Below are 20075 nucleotides of genomic sequence, written 5' to 3'. Positions count from 1 at the left end.
TCCACTGTTTTCCGTCGCCTCCAGGGCTGGCGGGGGCGGGGGAACCCCCACGGCCAGCCACTTCGCACCTGCACATGACCACCGGCGGTGGCCGGGCCCGCCACCTGCCCGCCCACCCACTGGCCCGCACGGGCCGGGGTCCGGGGCGGAGCCCCAGTTTCGGGAAGGGGCGGGGAGGGGAAATGCCCGCGCAGCGGACCCCGCGAGGAGGTCCTCCCTCGCCAGCAGCATCGTCAGCAGGGCCGGCGGTGCCACCGTGTACGTCGCCCGCTCCTGCGCTATCTGCCGCAGGAACACCGGCACGCAGCCGACCCGCAGCCACGGCAGGAACAGCCCCGCGTACCCCAACCGCTCGGCCGCGAGCGCGGTGGTGATCGCCTCCTGCGGAAGGTGTGGCGTGCGGGGGTCCCCCGGGATGCGCGACGAGGTTCACGCAGCGGAAACTGCAATAGGCAGAGTTACTTGAACAGGTGTCGTGCGGCAGTTCGTTCCCACGGCTTCGCTGCCTCGATGCGCGCCGCCAGGGCCAGCAGCCGGTGCTCGCCGCCGGGCCGGGTCACCAGCTGTACGGCACAGGGCACGGCGGAGCCGGGGAGGGTGCCGAAGGGGAGCGTGAGGGCGGGCCAGCCCGCCAGGTTCCACGGCGGAGTCGTGGGCGCGTAGGCCGTGTTGACCACGACGTTGCGCAGCCAGCCGCGCTCGTGCCACGGCGCGGCAGCCGGACCGCGCCGGGCCAGTGCGGGCATGACCAGGACGTCGTACCGCTCGAAGAACGGGGTGAGGCGCTCGCGCAGCAGCTCCCGCTGATCGGTGCGCAGCAGTGGCGTCCGGGCGAAGAGGCGTCCGGCGGCGGCGTGGCGGCGGGTGCGCGGGGCGAGCAGCTTCTGGTCCAGCCCGGCCGCGTCCTTCGCCGTGCCGGCCGTCCAGCGGGCCAGTGAGGTGGTGGCCAGGGAGAGCGGGTACGGCGGGTCGTCGTGCCGGACCGTGTGGCCGTCGTCGACCAGCAGGCGGGTGGCGGCGCGGACGGCGTCGGCGTACGGGCGGGTGATGGGGACGCCGGTGAGGGGGGAGCGGGTGGAGGCGGCGATGCGGAGGTGGTGTGTGGTGGTGGGAGTGGTCTGAGTGGTCTGACTCGGTTGAGTGGCGGTTGTGGTGTCGTTCTGTTCCTCGGCCGCCAGGACCTCGAACATCAGGCGGGCGTCCTCCACCGTCGTGGCCAGCGGGCCGTTCTCCGACATGCCGTACCAGTCGCCGTCGCCGATGCCCGCGGGCACCCGGCCGTAACCCGGTTTCAGTCCGATCACCCCGCAGTTCGCGGCGGGTATGCGAAGCGATCCCATGCCGTCGTTGCCGAGCGCTATCGGGACCATCCCGGACGCGACCGCCGCAGCGCTGCCGCCGGAGGAGCCGCCCGCGGTGCGGGAGAGGTCCCAGGGGTTGCGGGCGATGCCGTGCACCGAGTCGGACGTACCGAAGACGCACAGTTCGGGGACGTGGGTGAGCCCGACGACGATCGCACCGGCGGCGCGGAGCCGGGCGACGGTCTCGTGGTCGGCGGTCGCGGGGGTGGTGGAAGTGGCCGCGGACCCGATCCGGGTGGACTCGCCCTGTACCGCCAGATTGTCCTTCACTGCCAACGGGACGCCTGCGAGGGGGAGTTGGTCCAGGTCGGCCCGCGCGGCCAGTGCGTCGGCCTCGGCCAGGGCCTGTGCCGTACGGACCACGCGGAAGGCGCCGACGCGTGGGTCGAGGGCGTCGATCCGGGCCAGCGCGGCGGCGACCGCCTCGCGGGGCGTGACGTCCTTGGCGCGGACGGCCGTGGCGAGCGCGACGGCGGTGTCGGGCAGCGAGGAGGAGGCGGACGCGGGGGTGGGGGTGGTCGTCATGCGGGTCACTGTGCCGGGTGGGGGTGGCGGCGTCGAGGGGGTGTCGCGCCCCGTGATGCGCGGGGCAGAGGTGCGGGCAGAGGTTGCGTGCGGTGGTGCCGTCCGGTTGCGGAGCGTCCCGATGTGCGGCACACATGGAGGGACACGAGTTGCTGTACGCGCCGCGCGAGACGCGCGCACGAGGACGGGAGGGTCGCGTGCCGGCATCCACGCGTCACCGCACCGCCGCCCCGGCCGACACCACCCCGGCCGGTGGCTGAGCTGCCCGAACGTGCGCAGGACGGACCGGCCGACGACTGGCCCGTCCGTCCCGAGACGGGTCTCGCGCTCAACCGGATGGGCATCTTCGACTGGGACCTCGCCCAGTCCCACCTCCATCTCGACCCCTCCGCCCTGGAGGTGTTCGACCTGCGGCCGGAGGAGTTCGACGGCGACCCGACCACCCTCTCCCGCCGCGTCACCGCCGCCGAGGGCCAGCACCTCGACGCCATGGTCTCGCAGGCGCTGAAGAGCGGCGAGTCCTCGTACGGTGCCTACTTCCGGATCCGCCGCGCCGACGGCACGCTCCGCTGGACCCACACCCAGGGTTCCATCCGGCGCGACGCCTCGGGACGCCCGTACCGGATCATCGGGGTGGTCCGCGACGCCACCCAGGAGATCAGCGCCTTCGCCGCGCGCGGCGAGCAGCGGGAGGAGGGCGGCGGCCGGGGCGGCACCGGCGTCGTCGCGCAGACGACCGCCGCGCTCGCGCTCGCCCGTACCGTCCGGGACGTCATCGACGTCCTCCAGGACACCCACGACCTCGGCAGGTTCGAGTCGTCGTCGATGGTGATGGGGCTGGTGGAGGCGGGGCGGATCAGGCTGGTCGCCGAGGGGCCGCTGTTCATGCCCGGTTCGCGGTACACCCGGATCGACGACCCCGAGTTCCCGATGAGCGAGGTGGTGCGGACCCTGCGGCCCCGGTTCATCGGGTCGGCGGAGGAGTTCGCCGCCTCGTACCCCCGCCTCTGGGAGCACGTGCGGACGTTCGGCACCACCTCGGCCGCCTATCTGCCGCTGATCGCGCAGGCCCGCCCGATCGGCGCCCTGGGGTTTCTCTACAGCGGGCGCGTCGGCTTCGACAGCGACGAGTGCAACCTCCTCATCGCGCTCGGCAGCAGCGTCGCCCAGAGCGTCAAGCGGGCCATGCTCTACGAGCAGGAGAAGGACCTCGCGGAAGGCCTCCAGCAGGCCATGCTGCCGCGCCGGGTCCCCGACGTACCCGGTGCGCACATCGCCGTCCGCTACCGCTCGGCGCGCGACGGGCAGGACGTGGGCGGCGACTGGTACGACGTGATCCCGCTGCCCGGCGGCCGGGTGGGCGCCGTCATCGGCGACGTACAGGGGCACGACACGCACGCCGCCGCCGTGATGGGCCAGCTGCGGATCGTCCTGCGGGCGTACGCGGCCGAAGGACACGCGCCCGCGACCGTGATGGCCCGGGCCTCCGTCTTCCTGCACGAACTCGACACCGACCGCTTCGCCACCTGCACGTACGCCGAGATCGAACTGACCACCGGAGTCGTCCAGCTGGTACGCGCCGGGCACATGGAGCCACTCGTACGGCTCGACGACGGCAGCTGCCGCCGGGTGCCCGTCGAGGGCGGGCTGCCGCTCGGCCTGTCCGCCGAGTTCGGCGAGCTCGAATACCCGGTCAGCACAGCCGAGTTGGAGCCGGGACAGACCCTGCTCCTCTACACCGACGGGTTGATCGAGCAGCCGGGCAGCGACCTCGGCGAAGGGCTGCGCGCACTCGTCGACCTGGTCCGTGACGCCCCCCGGGACCTGCAGCAGCTGGCCGACCGGCTCTGCGCGACCGTCGACGAACGCGGCGGCGAGGACGACGTGGCCCTGCTGCTCCTGCGCCGCCGCGCCACCGCCGACGCGCCCCGCGTGGGCCGCCGCCTCCAGCAGCACGTCGCCCCGGGCGACCCGGAGGCGCTGGCCGAGGCCCGGCACATGATCCGCGCGGCGGTACGGGCCTGGGGTGCCCAGAGCCGCGCCGACGAGATCGAACTCGCCGCGGACGAGCTGATGGTGAACGCGCTCATGCACACCGACGGGGGTGCCGTCCTCACCGTACGGATGCTGACCGTGCCCCAGCGCCGGCTGCGCGTCGAGGTCGCGGACACCTCCAGCGCCCTGCCGCGCCGCCGGGAGGCGGGGGAAGGAGAGGTGTCCGGGCGGGGGCTGCTGCTGGTGGACCGGCTCGCGGACGTGTGGGGAGTGGAGCCGAGAGGGCAGGGCAAAGTGCTGTGGTGCGAGTTCATCGTCCCGCCGCGTTGGTAACTGTCCGCTCACTGGATGTACTTGACCGTAACCGACCATTCGCGATTGACTGCGTCCTTTGCTGGCCACCGACGACGTGAGGGCTCCTTGAGCACCGAGCTTCTGGCACCGCTTGACCTGGCGTTCTGGCACCTCGAATCCCCCGCGCATCCGATGCACCTCGGTGCGCTCGCCTTCTTCGGGGGCGGGCCGGGTTCCCCCGACGGGGAGGAGCTCCTCGGGCTGCTCGCCGGGCGTGCCGCCGCGATTCCCCGTCTCCACCTCGTCGTACGCAAGGTGTGGCTGCCCCTCGGCGGCTCCGAGTGGGCGGTCGCCGAGGACTTCGACGTACAGCGCCACGTGCGCCGCATCCTGCTCCCCGCCGACGGCTTCGCCGCCGAAGCCACCCTGCTCGCCGGGGAACTGATGGAACGTCCGCTCGCCCGGGGGCTGCCGCCCTGGGAGATGTACGTCCTGAGTGCCGACGGCGGCGGCGAGTGCGCCGTCCTGGTCAAGCTCCACCACGCCCTGGCCGACGGCATGCGGGCCGTGGCGATCGGCGCGGGCATCTTCGACCAGATCGCCGGTACGCGCCCGGCCGCCGTACCCAAGGACGGCGTCGAGTGCGGCGGATCCTCCTGGCTGGGCGGTCCGGGGCGGGCGGTGGGTCTCGCCAAGGAGCGGCTCGGCGACGTCGGCCAGGTGCTGGGCATCGGCGCCTCGGTGGTACGGGCCGGCCGGCTGCGGCCCCTGCTGCCGCTGGCCGGCACCCCCGACGCGCTGAGCGCGGACTCCAGCGGGACCCGCAGCCTGGCCACGGCCGTACTCGACCTGGACGACGTCCACCGGGTCCGGCGGGCCTGCGGCGGCACCGCCAACGACGTCCTCCTCGCGGTGGTCGCGGGCGCGCTGCGCCGCTGGACCGCCGACCGGGACGACCCGGTGACCGGCGACCCCCGGGCCCTGGTTCCGGTCTCCCGCCGACGGCCGGGCCGTACGGGCACCGGCCACGGCAACCGGCTGTCCGCCTACCTGCTCGACCTGCCCGTCTCCGAGCCGGACCCGGGGGCGAGGGTGGCCGCCGTGCGCGACGCCATGGCCCGCAACAAGGCGGCGGGGCCGCACCGCGGCGCCGGAGCGGTGGCCCTCCTCGCGGACCAGCTGCCCGCCTTCGCCAGCAAATGGGGTGCGCCGTTGGCGGGCGGGGCGGCCCGGGCGCTGTTCGACATCCTGGTCACCAGCGTGCCGCTGCCGCGCACGGCCCTCTCGCTCGGCGGACGGCCACTGCGCGCGATCTATCCGATGGCACCGCTGGCCAGGGGCCAGTCCCTGGCCATCGCCCTGTCGACGTACGGAGGTCGGGTGAACGTCGGCCTGGTCGCCGACGCGAAGGCCGTACCGGACGCGGAGGGACTGGCGGGGGCGGTGGGGGAGGAGATGCGGATGCTGGTGGGAGCGGTGGAGGGCTGAGGAAGGTGGAGGGCTGAGGGGCGGTGGAGGGCTGAGGAAGGTGGCGTGCGGGCGCGGCCACGTGCGCCCGCCCCGCCTCCTGCCCAGCCGCGCCCGCCCGTACGGGACCGGGCCGCACCGGCACCCCGCCCCTCCCCGTAACGTGTCCCCATGCTCCGCGCCCTCGCCGTCGACGACGAAAAGCCCGCCCTGGAGGAACTCCTCTACCTCCTGCGCGCCGACCCCCGAGTCCGGAGCGCCGAAGGCGCCACCGACGCCACCGAGGCCCTGCTCAGGATCAACCGGGCCCTGGACTCGGGCCCCGACGGCGACGACGCCATCGACGTCGTCTTCCTCGACATCCACATGGCGGGACTCACCGGGCTCGACGTCGCCCGGCTGCTGGCCGGGTTCGCCCGCCCGCCGCTCATCGTCTTCGTCACGGCCCACGAGGGCTTCGCGGTGCAGGCGTTCGACCTGAAGGCCGTCGACTACGTCCTCAAGCCGGTCCGCCGCGAACGGCTCGCCGAAGCGGTCCGGCGGGTGGCCGAAGGGGTTGCCGCCGGGGCACGGGAGGTGCCGCCCGCCCTGACGACGGGCCCGGCGCCCGGAGCGGGGCCCGGAGCGGGGCCCGGATCGACGGCACACCAGGCGACTCCTGCCTCCCCCGCCACCCCCTCCGCCCAGGACCAGATCCCCGTCGAGCTCGGCGGCATCACCCGCTTCGTGCCCATCGCCGACATCGCCTACGTCGAGGCCCACGGCGACTACGCCCGCCTGCACACCGCCACCCCCGGCCCGGGCGGCAGCACCGGCCACCTCGTCCGCATCCCCCTCTCCACCCTGGAGGAACGCTGGGCCTCCCGGGGCTTCGTACGCATACACCGGCGCCACCTCGTCGCCCTCCACCGCATCGAGGAGCTCCGCCTCGACGCGGGCACCACGACGGTCCGGGTCGCCGACGCGGAACTCGTGGTCAGCCGCCGTCACGCACGCGAGCTCCGCGACCTGCTGATGCGTCAGGCGGGCCGGCGCTGAGCACCGCCCGTCGCACCCCGCCCACCGTTCGCCGACGTACGGCCGCCGCAGGGCGACCGGTCGCCGGGCCGCCCCGCGCCGGGCCTCCCGGGGACCTACGCTGACCGGATGTCAGAAGTGGAAGCGCTGCTGGCGGAGCTCCGCGCACTGCCCGGAATCCATCCCTCCGCCCCGCACGAGCTCGACGAGCTGCTCCAGCGGGTCAAGAGCGCCGCCGCCCGCTGGGCCGACGTGCTCTACGAGGTCCAGGAATCCGCCCAGCCCTTCGCCACCCCGCGCGCCGCCGCCGCGCTGGAGGTCGCCTTCCGGCGGGCCGAGGAGTCCTACGTGGAGCTGGAGATCGCGCTGGAAGACACCGTCCGCCGCTGACCCGGCCCCGGCCCCCGCCCCGACCTGGGCCTATCTTCGGACCGGCCGCGCTGCGTAGACTCCAGCCTCCGTACGTATCAGCACACCCCGGAGCACCCCGCCATGTCCGCAGCCCCGCGCCCCCGCCGCGAGACCGTGACCGGCGTGCCCCGTCAGGGCCGTGGCGGCGGTGCGCGCGGGTCCCGGGCCCCCGGGTACGCGCCCGCCCGCTCCGAGATCAGCGAGCAGACCACCCTCGGCACCACCTACGTCCGCTCCCTGATGCGCAGCCAGCTGCGCACCGCGCTCCTCGGGCTCGGGGCGCTCGCCCTGCTGGTGGGGGCGCTGCCGCTGCTGTTCATGCTGCCCAGGGTGCTCACCGGTGGGCTGCCCGCGCCGGGGCCGTACCTGTGGGTGGTGCTGGGGGTCGTCGTCTACCCCGTGATGTGGCTGATCGCCCGGTGGTACGTGCGGCGTGCCGAGCGCAACGAGCGCGACTTCCGCGGCCTCGTGGAAGGCCGCTGACGGCACGTCCATGAACCACCTCTACGCCGTCGCGGCCGTCACCGTCGTCGTCCTGGTCACCCTCCTCATCGGGGCGCTCGGCCTGCGGATATCCCGTACCACCTCCGACTTCTACGTGGCCTCTCGCACGGTCGGGCCCCGGCTCAACGCCGCCGCGATCAGCGGCGAGTACCTCTCCGCCGCCTCGTTCCTCGGCGTCGCGGGCCTGGTCCTGGTCCAGGGGCCCGAGATGCTCTGGTACCCGGTCGGGTACACCGCCGGCTATCTGGTGCTGCTGCTCCTGGTGGCCGCCCCGCTGCGCCGGTCCGGGGCGTACACGCTCTCCGACTTCGCCGAGGCCCGGCTGGAATCCGTGCAGGTGCGGCGCCTCGCGAGCCTCTTCGTCGTCGGGATCGGGTGGCTCTACCTGCTGCCCCAACTCCAGGGCGCCGGGCTGACCCTGGAGATCCTGACCGGGGCGCCCGCCTGGGTCGGCGCGCTGGTGGTGGCGGTGGTCGTCACCGGGGCCGTCGCGGCCGGGGGCATGCGCAGCATCACCTTCGTACAGGCCTTCCAGTACTGGCTGAAGCTGACCGCGCTGCTGGTGCCCGCGCTCTTCCTGCTCGGCGCCTGGTTCGGGGACGACGCCCCGCGCGCCCGGTTCGACGCCCCCGCGACCTTCCGCGAGCACACGGCCGTCACCTTCCAGGACACCGTACGCATCGACCTCGACGGGCCACTCACCCTGGCCGTCACCGGCACCGTCGACGGGCGGACCCACCACGGCCGCGAACTCGCCCTGGCGGCGGGCACCCACCGCGTCGCGGGCGGCACCACCCTGCGCTTCCCGGCCGGTGCCGAGGTCCCCGAACAGCACGACCCCCGGGCCGCCGGGGCCTCCACCTGGTCCGAGCCGCTCGCCGACAGCCGCGAGGAGCACCCGCTCTACGCCACGTACGGCCTGATCCTCGCCACCTTCCTCGGCACCATGGGACTCCCGCACGTCGCCGTCCGCTTCTACACCAGCCCCAACGGCACCGCCGCCCGGCGCACCACCCTCGTCGTCCTCGGCCTCATCGGTGCCTTCTATCTGCTGCCGCCCGTGTACGGGGCGCTCGGCCGGATCTACGCCCCCGAACTGGCTCTCACCGGGCACGCGGACGCGGCCGTGCTCGTGCTGCCCGAGCGGCTGATCGGCGGGGTCGGCGGCGATCTGCTGGGGGCGCTGCTCGCGGGCGGGGCGTTCGCCGCGTTCCTGTCGACCGCCTCCGGGGTGACCATGGCGGTCGCCGGGGTGCTCACCCAGGACGTGCTTCCCTCGCGCGGGGTACGGCACTTCAGGCTCGCCACGCTCCTCGCCATCGCCGTACCGCTCGGGGTCAGCGTGCTCGCCGCCACCGTGCCGGTCGCGGACGCGGTCGGGCTGGCCTTCGCGGTGTCCGCCTCGTCGTTCTGCCCCCTGCTGGTGCTGGGGATCTGGTGGCGGGGGCTGACCCCGCCGGGGGCGGTGGCCGGGCTGGTCGTCGGGGGAGGGGCGGCGCTGACGGCGGTCATGGCGACCCGGGCCGGGCTGCCGGTGTCGGGGTGGGCGCACACGCTGCTGGCCTGGCCCGCCGTGTGGTCCGTACCGCTTGGCTTCCTGACCATGGTGCTCGTCTCGCTCGCCACCCGGGACCGGATACCGGCGGGCACCGCGGCCCTCCTCGCCCGGCTGCACCTGCCGGAGGAACTGACGATGCCCCTCAAGGAGCAAGAGCGGTGACCGCATTGGAGATCGCTGTTCTCGCGGCGACCGGAGCACTGCTCCTCGCTGCGGGCACTGCTCTCGGCCGGCTCAGCGCCCGCCGCGACGGAAAGAACCTCGACCTCGGTACGCCGGTGGAGCGGGCCACCTTCCACACCCTGCACACCGCCTCCCTCGCCGCGCCCCCGCTGCGCGCCGGACTCAACCAGGACACCGCCCGCAAGGCCGCCCGCCGCCTGCGCACCCTGCTCGGCACCGAGACGCTCTGTCTCACCAGCCGCACCGCCGTCCTGGCCTGGGACGGGCCCGGCGCCGGGCACCACCAGGAGAAGGTGATGCTCAAGGTGACCGAGATGCTCGAATCGGGCCGCAGTCTGAGTGTCCACACCTCGTGCGACGACCCGTCGTGTCCGCTGCGGTGGGCGGTGATCGCCCCGCTCACCGACGAGGACGGGGTGCTCGGCGCGCTCGTCGCCTACGGTTCGCGCGAGTCGGCCGTGCTGGTCAGGGCAGCCACCGAGGTCGCCCGCTGGGTCTCCGTACAGCTGGAGCTCGCGGAGCTGGACCGCTCCCGCACCCGTATCGTCGAGGCCGAGATCCGTGCCCTGCGCGCCCAGATCTCCCCGCACTTCATCTTCAACTCGCTCGCCGCGATCGCCTCGTTCGTCCGCACCGACCCCGAACGGGCCCGCGAACTCCTGCTGGAATTCGCCGACTTCACCCGCTACTCGTTCCGCAGACACGGCGACTTCACCCAGCTCGCCGACGAACTCCGCTGCATCGAACAGTACTTGGCGCTGGCCGGGGCCCGCTTCGGCGACCGCCTCAAGGTGACCCTCCAGATCGCCCCCGAGGTACTGCCCGTCGCCCTGCCCTTCCTCTGCCTGCAGCCCCTCGTCGAGAACGCCGTCAAGCACGGCCTGGAGGACTCCCGCGAGGACTGTCGCATCACCCTCGCCGCCCAGGACGCGGGCGCCGAGGCGATCGTCACCATCGAGGACGACGGCGTCGGCATGGACCCGGACCGGCTGCGCCGCATCCTCGCCGGACAGGAGCCCGCCGCCACGGCGGGCATCGGACTGTCCAACGTGGACGAGCGGCTGCGCCAGGTGTACGGCGACGATCACGGTCTGGTCATCGAGACGGGCGTCGGCGCCGGAATGAAGATCACCGTACGGCTGCCCAAGTACCGTGCGGGCGTGCACAGTTCACCGCCCGCCGCCGGCTGAGGGGCCCGCCAACGGCTGAGAGACCCGCTGCGGCAATTCAGAAGAGGTGCACGGAGAGGTGCCCCAGCGGCAGCCCCAGCTGCCACGCCGGAAGCCACACCCGGGCGCTCTCGTCCACCCGGTCCACCCCGTCCAGCAGGTCGGGGTCCACGGCCTCCTCGCCCTCCACGCCCGTCCCGCCCAGGTCCGTGGCCAGCAGCTCCGTCGACTCCAGCCACTTCCAGGACGCCCGCGCCAGCAGGACGTCGGGGCTCTCGGCGTCGGCGCGGGCCGCGAACCGCTCCCGTACCCACCGCTCCCACGGATGGCCGTACGCGGTCAGCGACAGCCACTCGTCGAGCTGGGAGATCACCCCGACCCCGGACAGCTCGTCCGTCGAGTCCGACAGGTAGACGGTCAGGGCGAGCGCCTCCCTTCCGGCGCGGAACTCCAGCGTGCCGGGCGGGATCAACTGCCCCGTGCGCAGCAGCTCGTCGGCGATGTACTCGGCGTACAGCCAGGCCATCGGAACGGCAAGACTGCTTCCACCGGTGCCATTGGCGCTCTCGGGCAGCACAGCATTCCACCTTCTCCGGTCGTGCTTTCGGTAGGCGGGACTCCGGACCGGGGCCCCAGGCGAAGAGCTTTCACGCTGAGAGGGGTTTGGCGGGGCATCTTTACTGAACTTGACGCCGCGCTTTCGAAATAGTCTCGCCTGCCCCGTGGCGCGGGGGGAAGGGGTGTACCGGCGGTACGTGTGTGACGTGGGCGGTCTCGTCCCGCTCTCGGGCAAGGCACCGTCCTCGGCCACCCGCCGGCTCCGTCCCGCGCGTCAGGCGGCACCCCGGCCGAACCCCTCCTCGTACCCCGGGAGCACCCCGCGCAGTGCCCGCAGCGCGTAGTACGTACGGGATTTGACGGTTCCCTCCGGAATGCCCAGCTCCGACGACGCCTCCGCCACCGAGCGCCCCCTGAAGTACACCTGCACCAGCACCTCGCGGTGCTCCGTGCGCAGGGCCCGCAGTGCCTCGCGCACATCGAGTTCGGTGGCCGAGCGCTCGGCGAGGTCGTCCGGCGCCGCCGACTGCGCGAGCACCTCGGAGCCCACCTCGTTCGGCCGGGCCCGGCGCGCGCGCCGGGCGTCGATCGCGAGCCGCCGGCCCACCGTGAACAGCCACGGGCGCATCGAGTCGTGGTCGCTGGCCAGCGCCTCCGGGTGCTGCCAGGCCCGGACGAAGGTCTCCTGGACCAGGTCCTCGGCCCGCTGCCGGTCGCCCTGGGTGAGGCCGAGCAGGAAGCCGAGGAGCGCGGTGCCGTGCTCCTCCTGGAGTGCGGCCAGGTCGCGTTCGTCGGTGCGGGGGGCGAGCGGGAGGGAGGTGGTCACCGTTGACGCTCCTTCGGGCGGGGGAGGCGGCTCCCGGCGGTGAGTGACGGCGGTCACAGCCGGGTCGAGTTCAGGGGCGAAGATAACCGTCCGTACCCGCTTCCGCTGACCCCGCCGCGCACTGCGTGCTAACGGGCGGCCGGTGCGTGCGGCGAACGGTCGACGAGCGCGACGAGCGGTACGACGAGCGGTCCGCCGAGTGGTCGCCGGGCGGTCGCCAGGTGGCACGGCGAGCGGTCGCCGCCGGGCGGACAGCGGCCCGACGTGCACAAACCCCCGGTGGGGGCTGTTGGGGCGGGATTGCCCCGAGTTGGCGGTAAAGGTCCTTGACTTCACCGGCCTGCCCGGATGGATTCTCTTTGCGCATATCCGGCGCATGTTCGAGACATTTCCACCACGAGGGAAGCCGGTCCGATGACGAAGCGCACTGTGACACCGCAGAGGTACGGGGCGGCGGCCGTGGCGGCCCTGCTGCTCGCCGCCGCCACGGCCTGCTCGGCCGGACCGGGCAACCCCCCGCGCCCCGCCGGTTCCGTGACCGGCGGCCAGGGCGCACCCAAGGCGGGCTCGCCCCAGGCCGGTGCCCCCGCCCCGGCGCAGCGCGGCTTCACCCTGGTCGCCACCGGTGACGTCCTGCCGCACGAGTCGATCATCCGGCAGGGCCGCACCGACGCGGACGGCGACGGCTACGACTTCGCGCCGATGCTCGCGGGCGTGAAGTCAGTGATCACCAAGGCCGACCTGGCGATCTGCCACATGGAGACGGTCTACGGCCCGGCCGGCGGCCCCTTCAGCGGCTACCCGGCGTTCGTCTCGCCGCCGCAGGTCGCCGCCGGGCTCCGGGCCACCGGCTACGACTCCTGCTCCACCGCGTCGAACCACACCCTCGACGACGGCCGGGCCGGAATCCGCCGCACCCTCGACGCCTTCGACAAGGCGGGCATCGCGCACGCCGGTTCGGCCCGCACCGCCCGCGAGGCCGCCCGCCCCGCCCTCCTGAAGGCGGGCACCGCCAAGGTCGCCCAACTCGCCTACACGTACGGCACCAACGGCTACCCGCTGCCCGAAGGACAGCCCTGGGCGGTCAACCTCATCGACCGCAAGAAGATCGTCGCCGACGCCCGCGCCGCCCGGAAGGCAGGCGCGGACGTGGTCGTCGTAAGCCTGCACTGGGGTACGGAGTGGCAGGACGAGCCGGACGCGAAACAGCTCTCCCTCGGCCGCGCCCTCACCGCGTCGGCCACCGCCGGACGCCCGGACATCGACCTGATCCTGGGCACCCATGCCCACGTCCCGCAGGCCTACGAGAAGGTCAACGGCACGTACATCCTCTACGGGATGGGCGACCAGATCGCGGGCACCATGTTCAACCACTCCGGCGCCCAGGACGACCGGGGCAACATGAGCACCATCGGCCGCTTCACCTTCGCCCCGCCCGCCGCCCCGGGCAAGCGCTGGGAGGTCCGCAAGGCCGAGTTCGTCCCGCAGTTCTTCGACCTCGGATCGAACCGCGTCCTCAACCTCGGCGCACCGGGAGCCGGCTACCCCGAGACGCGCGACCGCATCCGGCGCGTGGTGCTCAGCCGGGGAGCGGCCAAGGACGGCCTCACGATGGGCCGTTGAGTGGCCGGCCGGTTACGGCACGACCGTGACCGGCCACCGCCCCGCCTTCACCAGCCGGACCGCCACCGACCCCACGAACCGGTGCCCGGCCGACTCCGACGCGCCCACCACCACCGCGTCCGCCGTCAACTGGTCGGCCGCCGTCACCAGCCCGTTGTACGGGTCACCCCGGAAGGTGTGGAATTCCCAGCGCACCTGGAATATGTCCTTCACCCGCTCCGCCGACGACCGGATCTCCCGCATCAGGTCCTCGGCGACCTCCTCGGTGGTCCCGGCCACCGGAGCACCCAGGGCCGCACCCGTCGGAATCAGCGGCTGTACGTAGACCAGGGCCAGCAGCGCGTTCTGCCGCCTGGCGAGCCCCGCCGCGTAGGCGACCGCGCGCAGCGAGGACTCGGAACCGTCCATTCCGGCGACGATCACCTTGGGGCCGTCGGTACCGCGTTCGAAGGCGTGGCGCTGCTGTTCGGGCTGTTCGGTCACAGAGCGGAGGTTATCCCGTGCGGCGCGCGGGCCGGAAACCAGCGCCGCGAGGTGCCCCGAACCGGCCGGAAATCCGTCCGCTACCAGGTGAAAGGCCCTACCCCGGGAGGCGTCGGGGCGCAGAGATCCCTAGAGTGCCCCCCATGAGTGTCAGCGTGGAGGAGACTCCCACCACCCGCAACCGCTTCCTCAGTCGGGTGCCCGACGGGTTCGCGGCCTTTTTCGGACTGCTCGGCCTGTACTGTGCCCTGCTCGCGATCAGCATGCCCCTGCGCAGACTGGTCCGGCCGTTCACCGAGCTGCTGGAATTCCTCACCGTCCCGGTGAGCGCGAACCTGGCGTACGCCGTGTTCTTCTTCCTGCTCGCCGCGGCCGTCGGCGCGCGCAAGAAGGTCGCGTGGTGGCTGGTCGTCGGTTATCTGATCCTGCTGCTGGTCGGCGACGTCCTCTACATCTTCCTGGAGGACTGGGAGGCACTGGCCTCCACGGTGGTGTGCCTGGCCGCACTGGTGGTGCTGATCCTCGCCCGCAAGGAGTTCTACGCGGCCTCCCGGCACGGCGCCGTCCGCCGTGCGCTGGGCGTGCTCGTCGCGTCCCTGGTGGCGGCCGTGCTCGTCGGCTGGGGCCTGATCTCGCTGTTCCCCGGCACGCTGGTGCCCGCCGACCGGCTGCCCTGGGTGATCGTCCGGGTCTTCGGCGGCGTGCTGTACGGAGAGTTCGACGGCCACGGCCCCCGCTTCCTCTACTTCCTCTTCGGCCTCTTCGGCGCGCTCGCCCTGCTGGCCGCCGCCGCGACCCTCTTCCGCTCGCAGCGCATGGAGTCCTCCCTGCACGGCGACGAGGAACCGCGCATCCGGGCGCTGCTCGGCGCGTACGGCGCCCAGGACTCGCTCGGCTACTTCGCCACCCGCCGCGACAAGGCCGTCGTCTTCGCCCCCAGCGGCAAGGCCGCCGTCACCTACCGCGTCGAGGCCGGCGTGTCCCTCGCCTCCGGCGACCCGGTCGGCGACAAGGAAGCCTGGCCGCAGGCGATCGAGGCCTGGCTGGACATGGCCAAGCGGTACGCCTGGGCACCCGCCGTCATGGGCGCCTCCGAGGAAGGCGCCACCGCCTTCGCCCGCGCCGGACTCAGCGCCATCCAGCTCGGCGACGAAGCCATCCTCGACGTCGCGGCCTTCGACCTCGACGGCCGTGACATGCGCGTCACCCGCCAGGCCGTCAACCGGGTCCGCCGCACCGGCGCCACCACCCGCATCCGCCGCCACTCCGCGCTCTCCGACGCGGAGATGGAGCAGATCATCGACCGCGCCGACGCCTGGCGCGGCACCGAGACCGAACGCGGCTTCTCCATGGCGCTCGACCGGCTCGGCGACCCCGAGGACGGCGACTGCCTCCTCGTCGAGGCGTTCGACGCCGACAGCAAGCTGATCGCCCTGCTCTCCTTCGTCCCCTGGGGCAAGGACGGCATCTCGCTGGACCTGATGCGCCGCGACCGGGGCGCACCCAACGGCGTCATGGAGTTCATGGTCGCGGAGATCTGCGCCCAGGTCCCCAAGCTGGGCATCCGCCGGATCTCCCTGAACTTCGCGGTGTTCCGCTCCGCCTTCGAGGAGGGCGCCAGGATCGGCGCCGGACCGGTGCTGCGGCTGTGGCGCAAGCTGCTGCTGTTCTTCTCCAAGTGGTGGCAGCTCGAAGCGCTCTACCGCTCCAACGTCAAGTACCAGCCCACCTGGTACCCCCGCTTCCTCTGCTACGGCGACGCCGGCTCGCTCGCCCGGGTCTCGCTCGCCTCCGGCATCGCCGAGGGCTTCGTCGCCGTACCCAGCCTGCGCAAGCTCTGGGGCCGGGGACACACCCCGCGCCGCACCTTCACCAACCCGGCCAGCACCGCGGGCCTGCCCTCCATCGAGGCGCTCGGCCTGCTCGCCCCGGCCGCCGACGCGAACGCCGACCCCACCGCGCACCTGCCCGAGCAGATCCGCATCCGGCACCGCAAGCTGGCCAGGCTGCGCGCCGAGGGCACCGACCCGTACCCCGTCGGTGTCCCCGCGGCCACCCACACCCTGGCCGCGATCCGCACCGCCCACCCGGTGGTGGCACCCGGCTCCCGCAGCGGCGACGAGGCCACCGTCAGCGGGCGCGTCATGGTCGTCCGCGACTTCGGCGGCGTCGTCTTCGCCGACCTGCGCGACTGGTCGGGCGACCTCCAGATCGCCTTCACCCGGGACGGCTCCGGCAGCGACATCCTGGACCGCTTCACCGCCGACGTCGACTTCGGCGACCTGGTGTCGGTCACCGGCGAGATCGGCGCCACCGACCTCGGCGAACTGACCCTGTTCGTCACCGCCTGGCAGCTCACCGGCAAGTGCCTGCGCCCGCTCCCCGACAAGCGCCTGGGCCTCTCGGACCCCGAGGCGAAGGTGCGCCGCAGGTACGTAGACCTGGTGGCCAGCCCGGACGCCCGCGAGGTCGTCCGCTCGCGCTCCGCCGTCGTCCAGGGCCTGCGCCAGGGACTGCTGGAACGCGGCTACCTGGAGGTCGAGACCCCGATGCTCCAGCAGATTCACGGCGGCGCCAACGCCCGCCCCTTCACCACCCACATCAACGCCTACGACCTCGACCTCTACCTGCGCATCGCCCCCGAGCTCTACCTCAAGCGGCTCTGCGTCGGCGGCATGGAGAAGGTCTTCGAAATGGGCCGCACCTTCCGCAACGAAGGCGTCTCCTACAAGCACAACCCCGAGTTCACGATGCTGGAGGCCTACCAGGCGTACGCCGACTACGACGTGATGCTCGACCTCACCCGCGAGCTCATCCAGGGCGCCGCCACCGCCGCCTTCGGCGCTCCGATCGCCCGCAAGACCGACGCCGACGGCAAGGTCGTCGAGCACGACATCTCCGGGATCTGGCCGGTCAAGACGCTCTACGGAGCCGTCTCCGAAGCCCTCGGCGAGGAGATCGACGCCGACACCGAGGAGCCGCTGCTGCGCAGGCTCTGCGACCGCTCGGGAGTCCCGCACACCCCGGAGAACACCCGCGGCGACCTCGTCCTGGAGATGTACGAACGCCTCGTCGAGGAGCGCACCACACTGCCCACCTTCTACAAGGACTTCCCCACCGACGTCTCCCCGCTCACCCGCCAGCACCGCAAGGACCCGCGCCTCGCGGAGCGCTGGGACCTGGTCGCCTTCGGTACCGAACTGGGCACCGCCTACTCGGAGTTGACCGACCCGGTCGAGCAGCGCCGCCGTCTGATGGCCCAGTCGCTGCTCGCGGCCGGGGGTGACCCGGAGGCCATGGAGGTCGACGAGGACTTCCTCGACGCCCTGGAGTACGCGATGCCGCCCACCGGCGGCCTCGGCATCGGCGTGGACCGCCTGGTCATGTTCCTCACCGGCCGCACGATCCGCGAGACCCTGCCGTTCCCGCTGGTACGCCGCTGAGGTCCGAAAGGTAGTGCCAACGGGTGCAATCGCGGGCCGCACCCGGAGTGGATGAATGCCTCGCACGTCACGGCGTGCGAGGCATTCATCATGAAAGAAGATCAGCAGTCGATCCTGGGCCGCCGGGGACTCCTCCGCTTCGCCGCCTGCGTCGGGGCCGCGGCCACCGTGCACGTGCTGACCGCGGATCCGGCCCTGACCCCGGACTCCCCGGCGCAGCCCCGGCCCGCCGCCGGTCCGCCCCGGGCCCCGGTACCGCTCAAGCCGTCCGCGTACCGGCTGCGCCCGATGACCGCGTACGCACCGCCGGAACTCAAGCCCGCGCGCCCGCCGGTGCGCCGCAAGCCCTTCCTGCGGATGGACGCCCCCGGCCGCACCATGGTCCTCACCTTCGACGACGGCCCCGACCCCCGCTACACCCCGGACATCCTCAGGACGCTGCGCCGGCACGGGGTGCGCGCGATGTTCTTCGTCTGCGGCGAGATGGCCGTCGACAACCAGGACCTGCTGCGCGAGATGGCCGACGACGGGCACGTCATCGGCAACCACTCCTGGTCGCACCCGCTCGTCCCCAAGCTGTCCCGCTCCCGCATCCGCGACCAGCTCGGCTCCACCTGCGAGGTGATCGAGAGGGCGGTGGGCGAGCCGCCCCGCTGGTACCGGGCCCCGTACGGCGCCTGGAACCGCGCCTCCTTCGAGATCGGCGCCGACCTCGGCATGGAACCCCTCGGCTGGACCGTCGACACCCTCGACTGGACCGAACCCGGCACCTCCACCATCATCGGCCGGGTCCGGGCCGGAGCGGGCCCCGGCGTCGTCGTCCTCTCGCACGACGCGGGCGGCAACCGCACCCAGAGCGTCCGCGCCCTGCGCACGTACCTCCCCGAACTCCTCGACGAGGGCTACCGGATCACCGTCCCGCACGTCTGAGCCGCCGCCGGTGGCCGCCCGGACCTCAGCGGGTGGCCACCAGACGGGCGTAGACGACCACGTTGCCCGCGTAGCCGCTGTCCTTGGAGTAGCCGCCGCCGCAGGTGATCACCCGCAGCTCGGGCCGCCCGGAGTCGCCGTACACCCGGGCGCCGGGGAAGTCCTCCTTGGCGTACACCTCCACCCCGTACACCTCGAAGACCGCGGTGCGCCCGTCGAAGCGGTCCACCTCCACGCGCTGGCCCTTCTTCGCCGAGCCGAGCCCGTAGAAGACCGCAGGACCCGTGGAGTTGTCGACGTGGCCGACGATGACGGAGGTGCCGTTCTGACCGGGGGCGATGCCGTTCTGGTACCAGCCCGCGAGGTTGGCGTCCTGCGGGGGAGGCGCCTCGATCCAGCCCTCCTGGTCGAGCCCGACGTCCACCATCGGGGCGTCGACCTTCACCGAGGGGATACGGATCCGGGCGGCCGGCGCGTACGGCAGGGCGGCGGCCCCGGCCTGTCGCCGTCCCGCCGACGACCCGTCAGAACCGTTGTCCCGCGCGGCCGCCGCCGCGGGCTGCGGGGGACCGAAGCCGACGTCGGTGCCGTTGCGCATCAGGGCGAGCCCGGTGAGCATCGCCAGCGCCAGGGCCCCCCACGGCGCACGCTTCCTCGGGTGCGCCCCGCGCCATTCCTGCCCCATGTTGCTGCTCCCTTCGTCGCGTCCCGCCCGGTCGTCGTCCCCGGGTGCCACCCGTCCTCTACGGACGCTAAGCGCGAGGCGATACGGCGGCGAGGCACGGAGTGCGAACGGGTGGCGGAGCTGATTTCTGATGCCAAATCAGAATCGTGAGTGTGGAACGGCGATCGGGGTCTGACGCTCACTCAGAAGCCGTCGGGGGCCCGTCGAGGGCACCCCGTGACCCATCCGCGTCAAGGTCGCCCAAAATCTTGACAGGTCCCTCGGAAACCCCGTGACCTGCGGGTCCGTCAGATCCGGGGGCACCGGAACGGCATGTCCCGTCACCGGTCCGGCTCAGTGTGAAATGCGGTATGTGCAGGGCCAAGTGAGGGTTCGTCATGGGAGGCGTACTCGTCGAATTTCCCGGGGCACCGCCCCGGAGCGTCTTCCGATGGAGGTTCTACGATGCGTGCTTCACGCGCCTGTGCGGCGACCGCCCTCGCCTGCGCCGCGGTCGGACTCACCGCCCCCACGGCCGCCGCCACCAACGGACCGAGCGATGTCACGGTCAACCCCTACTCGGTCCACCAGGGCAGCACGATCTCGGTCGCGGCGACCGGCTGCGGCCACGGCGGAACGGTGACGTCCAACGCCTTCCCGCAGGCCAGCCTGTCGGCGGGTGCCAAGGGGTATGCGTCGGCCCGGATCAATGACCATGCCACCCCCGGCCACTACAACCTCGCCGTGAAGTGCAACGACAACGCGATGGTGGCCACCCACCAGTTCACCGTGCTCGCCGGGCGCGGTGCGCACGGCGGTCTCGGCGGCTCGGTGGGCCCGAGCGACACGGACGTGGCGGTCGGCGCCGGACTGGTCGCCTCGGCGGCGCTCGGCGGTGCGATCTTCGTGGCCCGCCGCAGGAACGCGGCGAGCAACAAGGTCTGAGGGGCCCTTCTCTTCTCGGGGTGATACGCCGGTGGGGGGGAGGGAGGGGGCCGGAGAAGCGGGAAGGCAGAGTGGGGGGTGGGGTGTGTGCGCAGTGGGGGGGGGGGGCGGCGTGAGAG

Annotated in this window: 16 protein-coding genes; 11 read left to right on the top strand and 5 right to left on the bottom strand. The window is 72.9% G+C overall.

From position 1 onward, the window contains the following. Positions 1 to 458 precede the first annotated feature (458 nt). Positions 459 to 1886 (bottom strand): amidase, encoded by a 1428-nt coding sequence (locus ACZ5PB_RS14065; protein ID WP_468690834.1) that lies wholly within the window; start codon positions 1884 to 1886, stop codon positions 459 to 461. Positions 1887 to 2222: 336 nt separating this feature from the next. Here ACZ5PB_RS14065 and ACZ5PB_RS14060 point away from each other — a divergent pair, with 336 nt between their 5' ends. The 7 genes from ACZ5PB_RS14060 (at position 2223) to ACZ5PB_RS14030 (ending at position 10505) form a co-directional block, all read left to right on the top strand. After that, entirely contained in the window at positions 2223 to 4214 is a 1992-nt protein-coding gene (locus ACZ5PB_RS14060; protein WP_468690911.1) for a SpoIIE family protein phosphatase, read from the top strand. Positions 4215 to 4301: 87 nt separating this feature from the next. Next, the gene (locus tag ACZ5PB_RS14055; RefSeq protein WP_468690832.1) at positions 4302 to 5663 is read left to right on the top strand and encodes a wax ester/triacylglycerol synthase family O-acyltransferase; all 1362 of its coding nucleotides are present in this window, start codon (positions 4302 to 4304) and stop codon (positions 5661 to 5663) included. A gap of 150 nt (positions 5664 to 5813) precedes the next feature. After that, entirely contained in the window at positions 5814 to 6680 is an 867-nt protein-coding gene (locus tag ACZ5PB_RS14050; protein ID WP_468690830.1) for a LytR/AlgR family response regulator transcription factor, read from the top strand. Between the two features lie 108 nt (positions 6681 to 6788). After that, a complete protein-coding gene (locus ACZ5PB_RS14045; protein ID WP_468690829.1) occupies positions 6789 to 7049 on the top strand; it encodes a hypothetical protein in 261 nt (86 codons plus the stop codon). A 102-nt stretch (positions 7050 to 7151) separates the two neighbouring features. Next, positions 7152 to 7553, top strand: a complete 402-nt coding sequence (locus ACZ5PB_RS14040) for a hypothetical protein (RefSeq protein WP_468690827.1) — start codon at positions 7152 to 7154, stop codon at positions 7551 to 7553. Between the two features lie 10 nt (positions 7554 to 7563). Beyond that, the gene (locus ACZ5PB_RS14035) at positions 7564 to 9294 is read left to right on the top strand and encodes a sodium/solute symporter (protein ID WP_468690826.1); all 1731 of its coding nucleotides are present in this window, start codon (positions 7564 to 7566) and stop codon (positions 9292 to 9294) included. Beyond that, positions 9291 to 10505 carry a sensor histidine kinase gene (locus tag ACZ5PB_RS14030; RefSeq protein ID WP_468690824.1) on the top strand — a complete coding sequence of 405 codons (1215 nt, stop codon included), beginning with the start codon at positions 9291 to 9293 and terminating at the stop codon, positions 10503 to 10505. Before ACZ5PB_RS14035 ends, ACZ5PB_RS14030 begins: the two co-directional genes overlap by 4 nt. 37 nt (positions 10506 to 10542) lie before the next feature. On the opposite strand, the gene ACZ5PB_RS14025 is transcribed toward ACZ5PB_RS14030, so the two are convergent. Beyond that, a complete protein-coding gene (locus tag ACZ5PB_RS14025; RefSeq protein WP_468690910.1) occupies positions 10543 to 11010 on the bottom strand; it encodes a hypothetical protein in 468 nt (155 codons plus the stop codon). A gap of 306 nt (positions 11011 to 11316) precedes the next feature. After that, the gene (locus ACZ5PB_RS14020) at positions 11317 to 11868 is read right to left on the bottom strand and encodes a sigma-70 family RNA polymerase sigma factor (protein ID WP_468690823.1); all 552 of its coding nucleotides are present in this window, start codon (positions 11866 to 11868) and stop codon (positions 11317 to 11319) included. A 414-nt stretch (positions 11869 to 12282) separates the two neighbouring features. Between ACZ5PB_RS14020 and ACZ5PB_RS14015 the strand changes: the two genes are divergently transcribed. After that, positions 12283 to 13491: a CapA family protein gene (locus ACZ5PB_RS14015; RefSeq protein ID WP_468690821.1), complete on the top strand. Its 1209-nt coding sequence runs from the start codon at positions 12283 to 12285 to the stop codon at positions 13489 to 13491. Between the two features lie 12 nt (positions 13492 to 13503). On the opposite strand, the gene ACZ5PB_RS14010 is transcribed toward ACZ5PB_RS14015, so the two are convergent. Then, positions 13504 to 13974, bottom strand: coding sequence for a universal stress protein (locus ACZ5PB_RS14010; RefSeq protein ID WP_468690818.1), 471 nt, complete (start codon positions 13972 to 13974; stop codon positions 13504 to 13506). Positions 13975 to 14117: 143 nt separating this feature from the next. On the opposite strand from ACZ5PB_RS14010, the gene lysX reads away from it, so the two are divergent. Next, a complete protein-coding gene (gene lysX, locus ACZ5PB_RS14005) occupies positions 14118 to 17417 on the top strand; it encodes a bifunctional lysylphosphatidylglycerol synthetase/lysine--tRNA ligase LysX (RefSeq protein ID WP_468690815.1) in 3300 nt (1099 codons plus the stop codon). A gap of 90 nt (positions 17418 to 17507) precedes the next feature. After that, positions 17508 to 18347 (top strand): polysaccharide deacetylase family protein, encoded by an 840-nt coding sequence (locus tag ACZ5PB_RS14000; protein ID WP_468690813.1) that lies wholly within the window; start codon positions 17508 to 17510, stop codon positions 18345 to 18347. Between the two features lie 25 nt (positions 18348 to 18372). On the opposite strand, the gene ACZ5PB_RS13995 is transcribed toward ACZ5PB_RS14000, so the two are convergent. Beyond that, positions 18373 to 19032, bottom strand: a complete 660-nt coding sequence (locus tag ACZ5PB_RS13995; RefSeq protein WP_468690811.1) for a class F sortase — start codon at positions 19030 to 19032, stop codon at positions 18373 to 18375. Positions 19033 to 19476: 444 nt separating this feature from the next. Between ACZ5PB_RS13995 and ACZ5PB_RS13990 the strand changes: the two genes are divergently transcribed. Beyond that, on the top strand, positions 19477 to 19956 hold the full coding sequence (locus tag ACZ5PB_RS13990) for a hypothetical protein (RefSeq protein WP_468690809.1): 480 nt from the start codon (positions 19477 to 19479) through the stop codon (positions 19954 to 19956). Positions 19957 to 20075: the final 119 nt, after the last annotated feature.

Source organism: Streptomyces sp. NPDC032721, assembly GCF_055579625.1.
The sequence above is the reverse complement of the archived record's forward strand: the minus strand, read 5'-3'. Positions and strand labels throughout refer to the sequence as shown.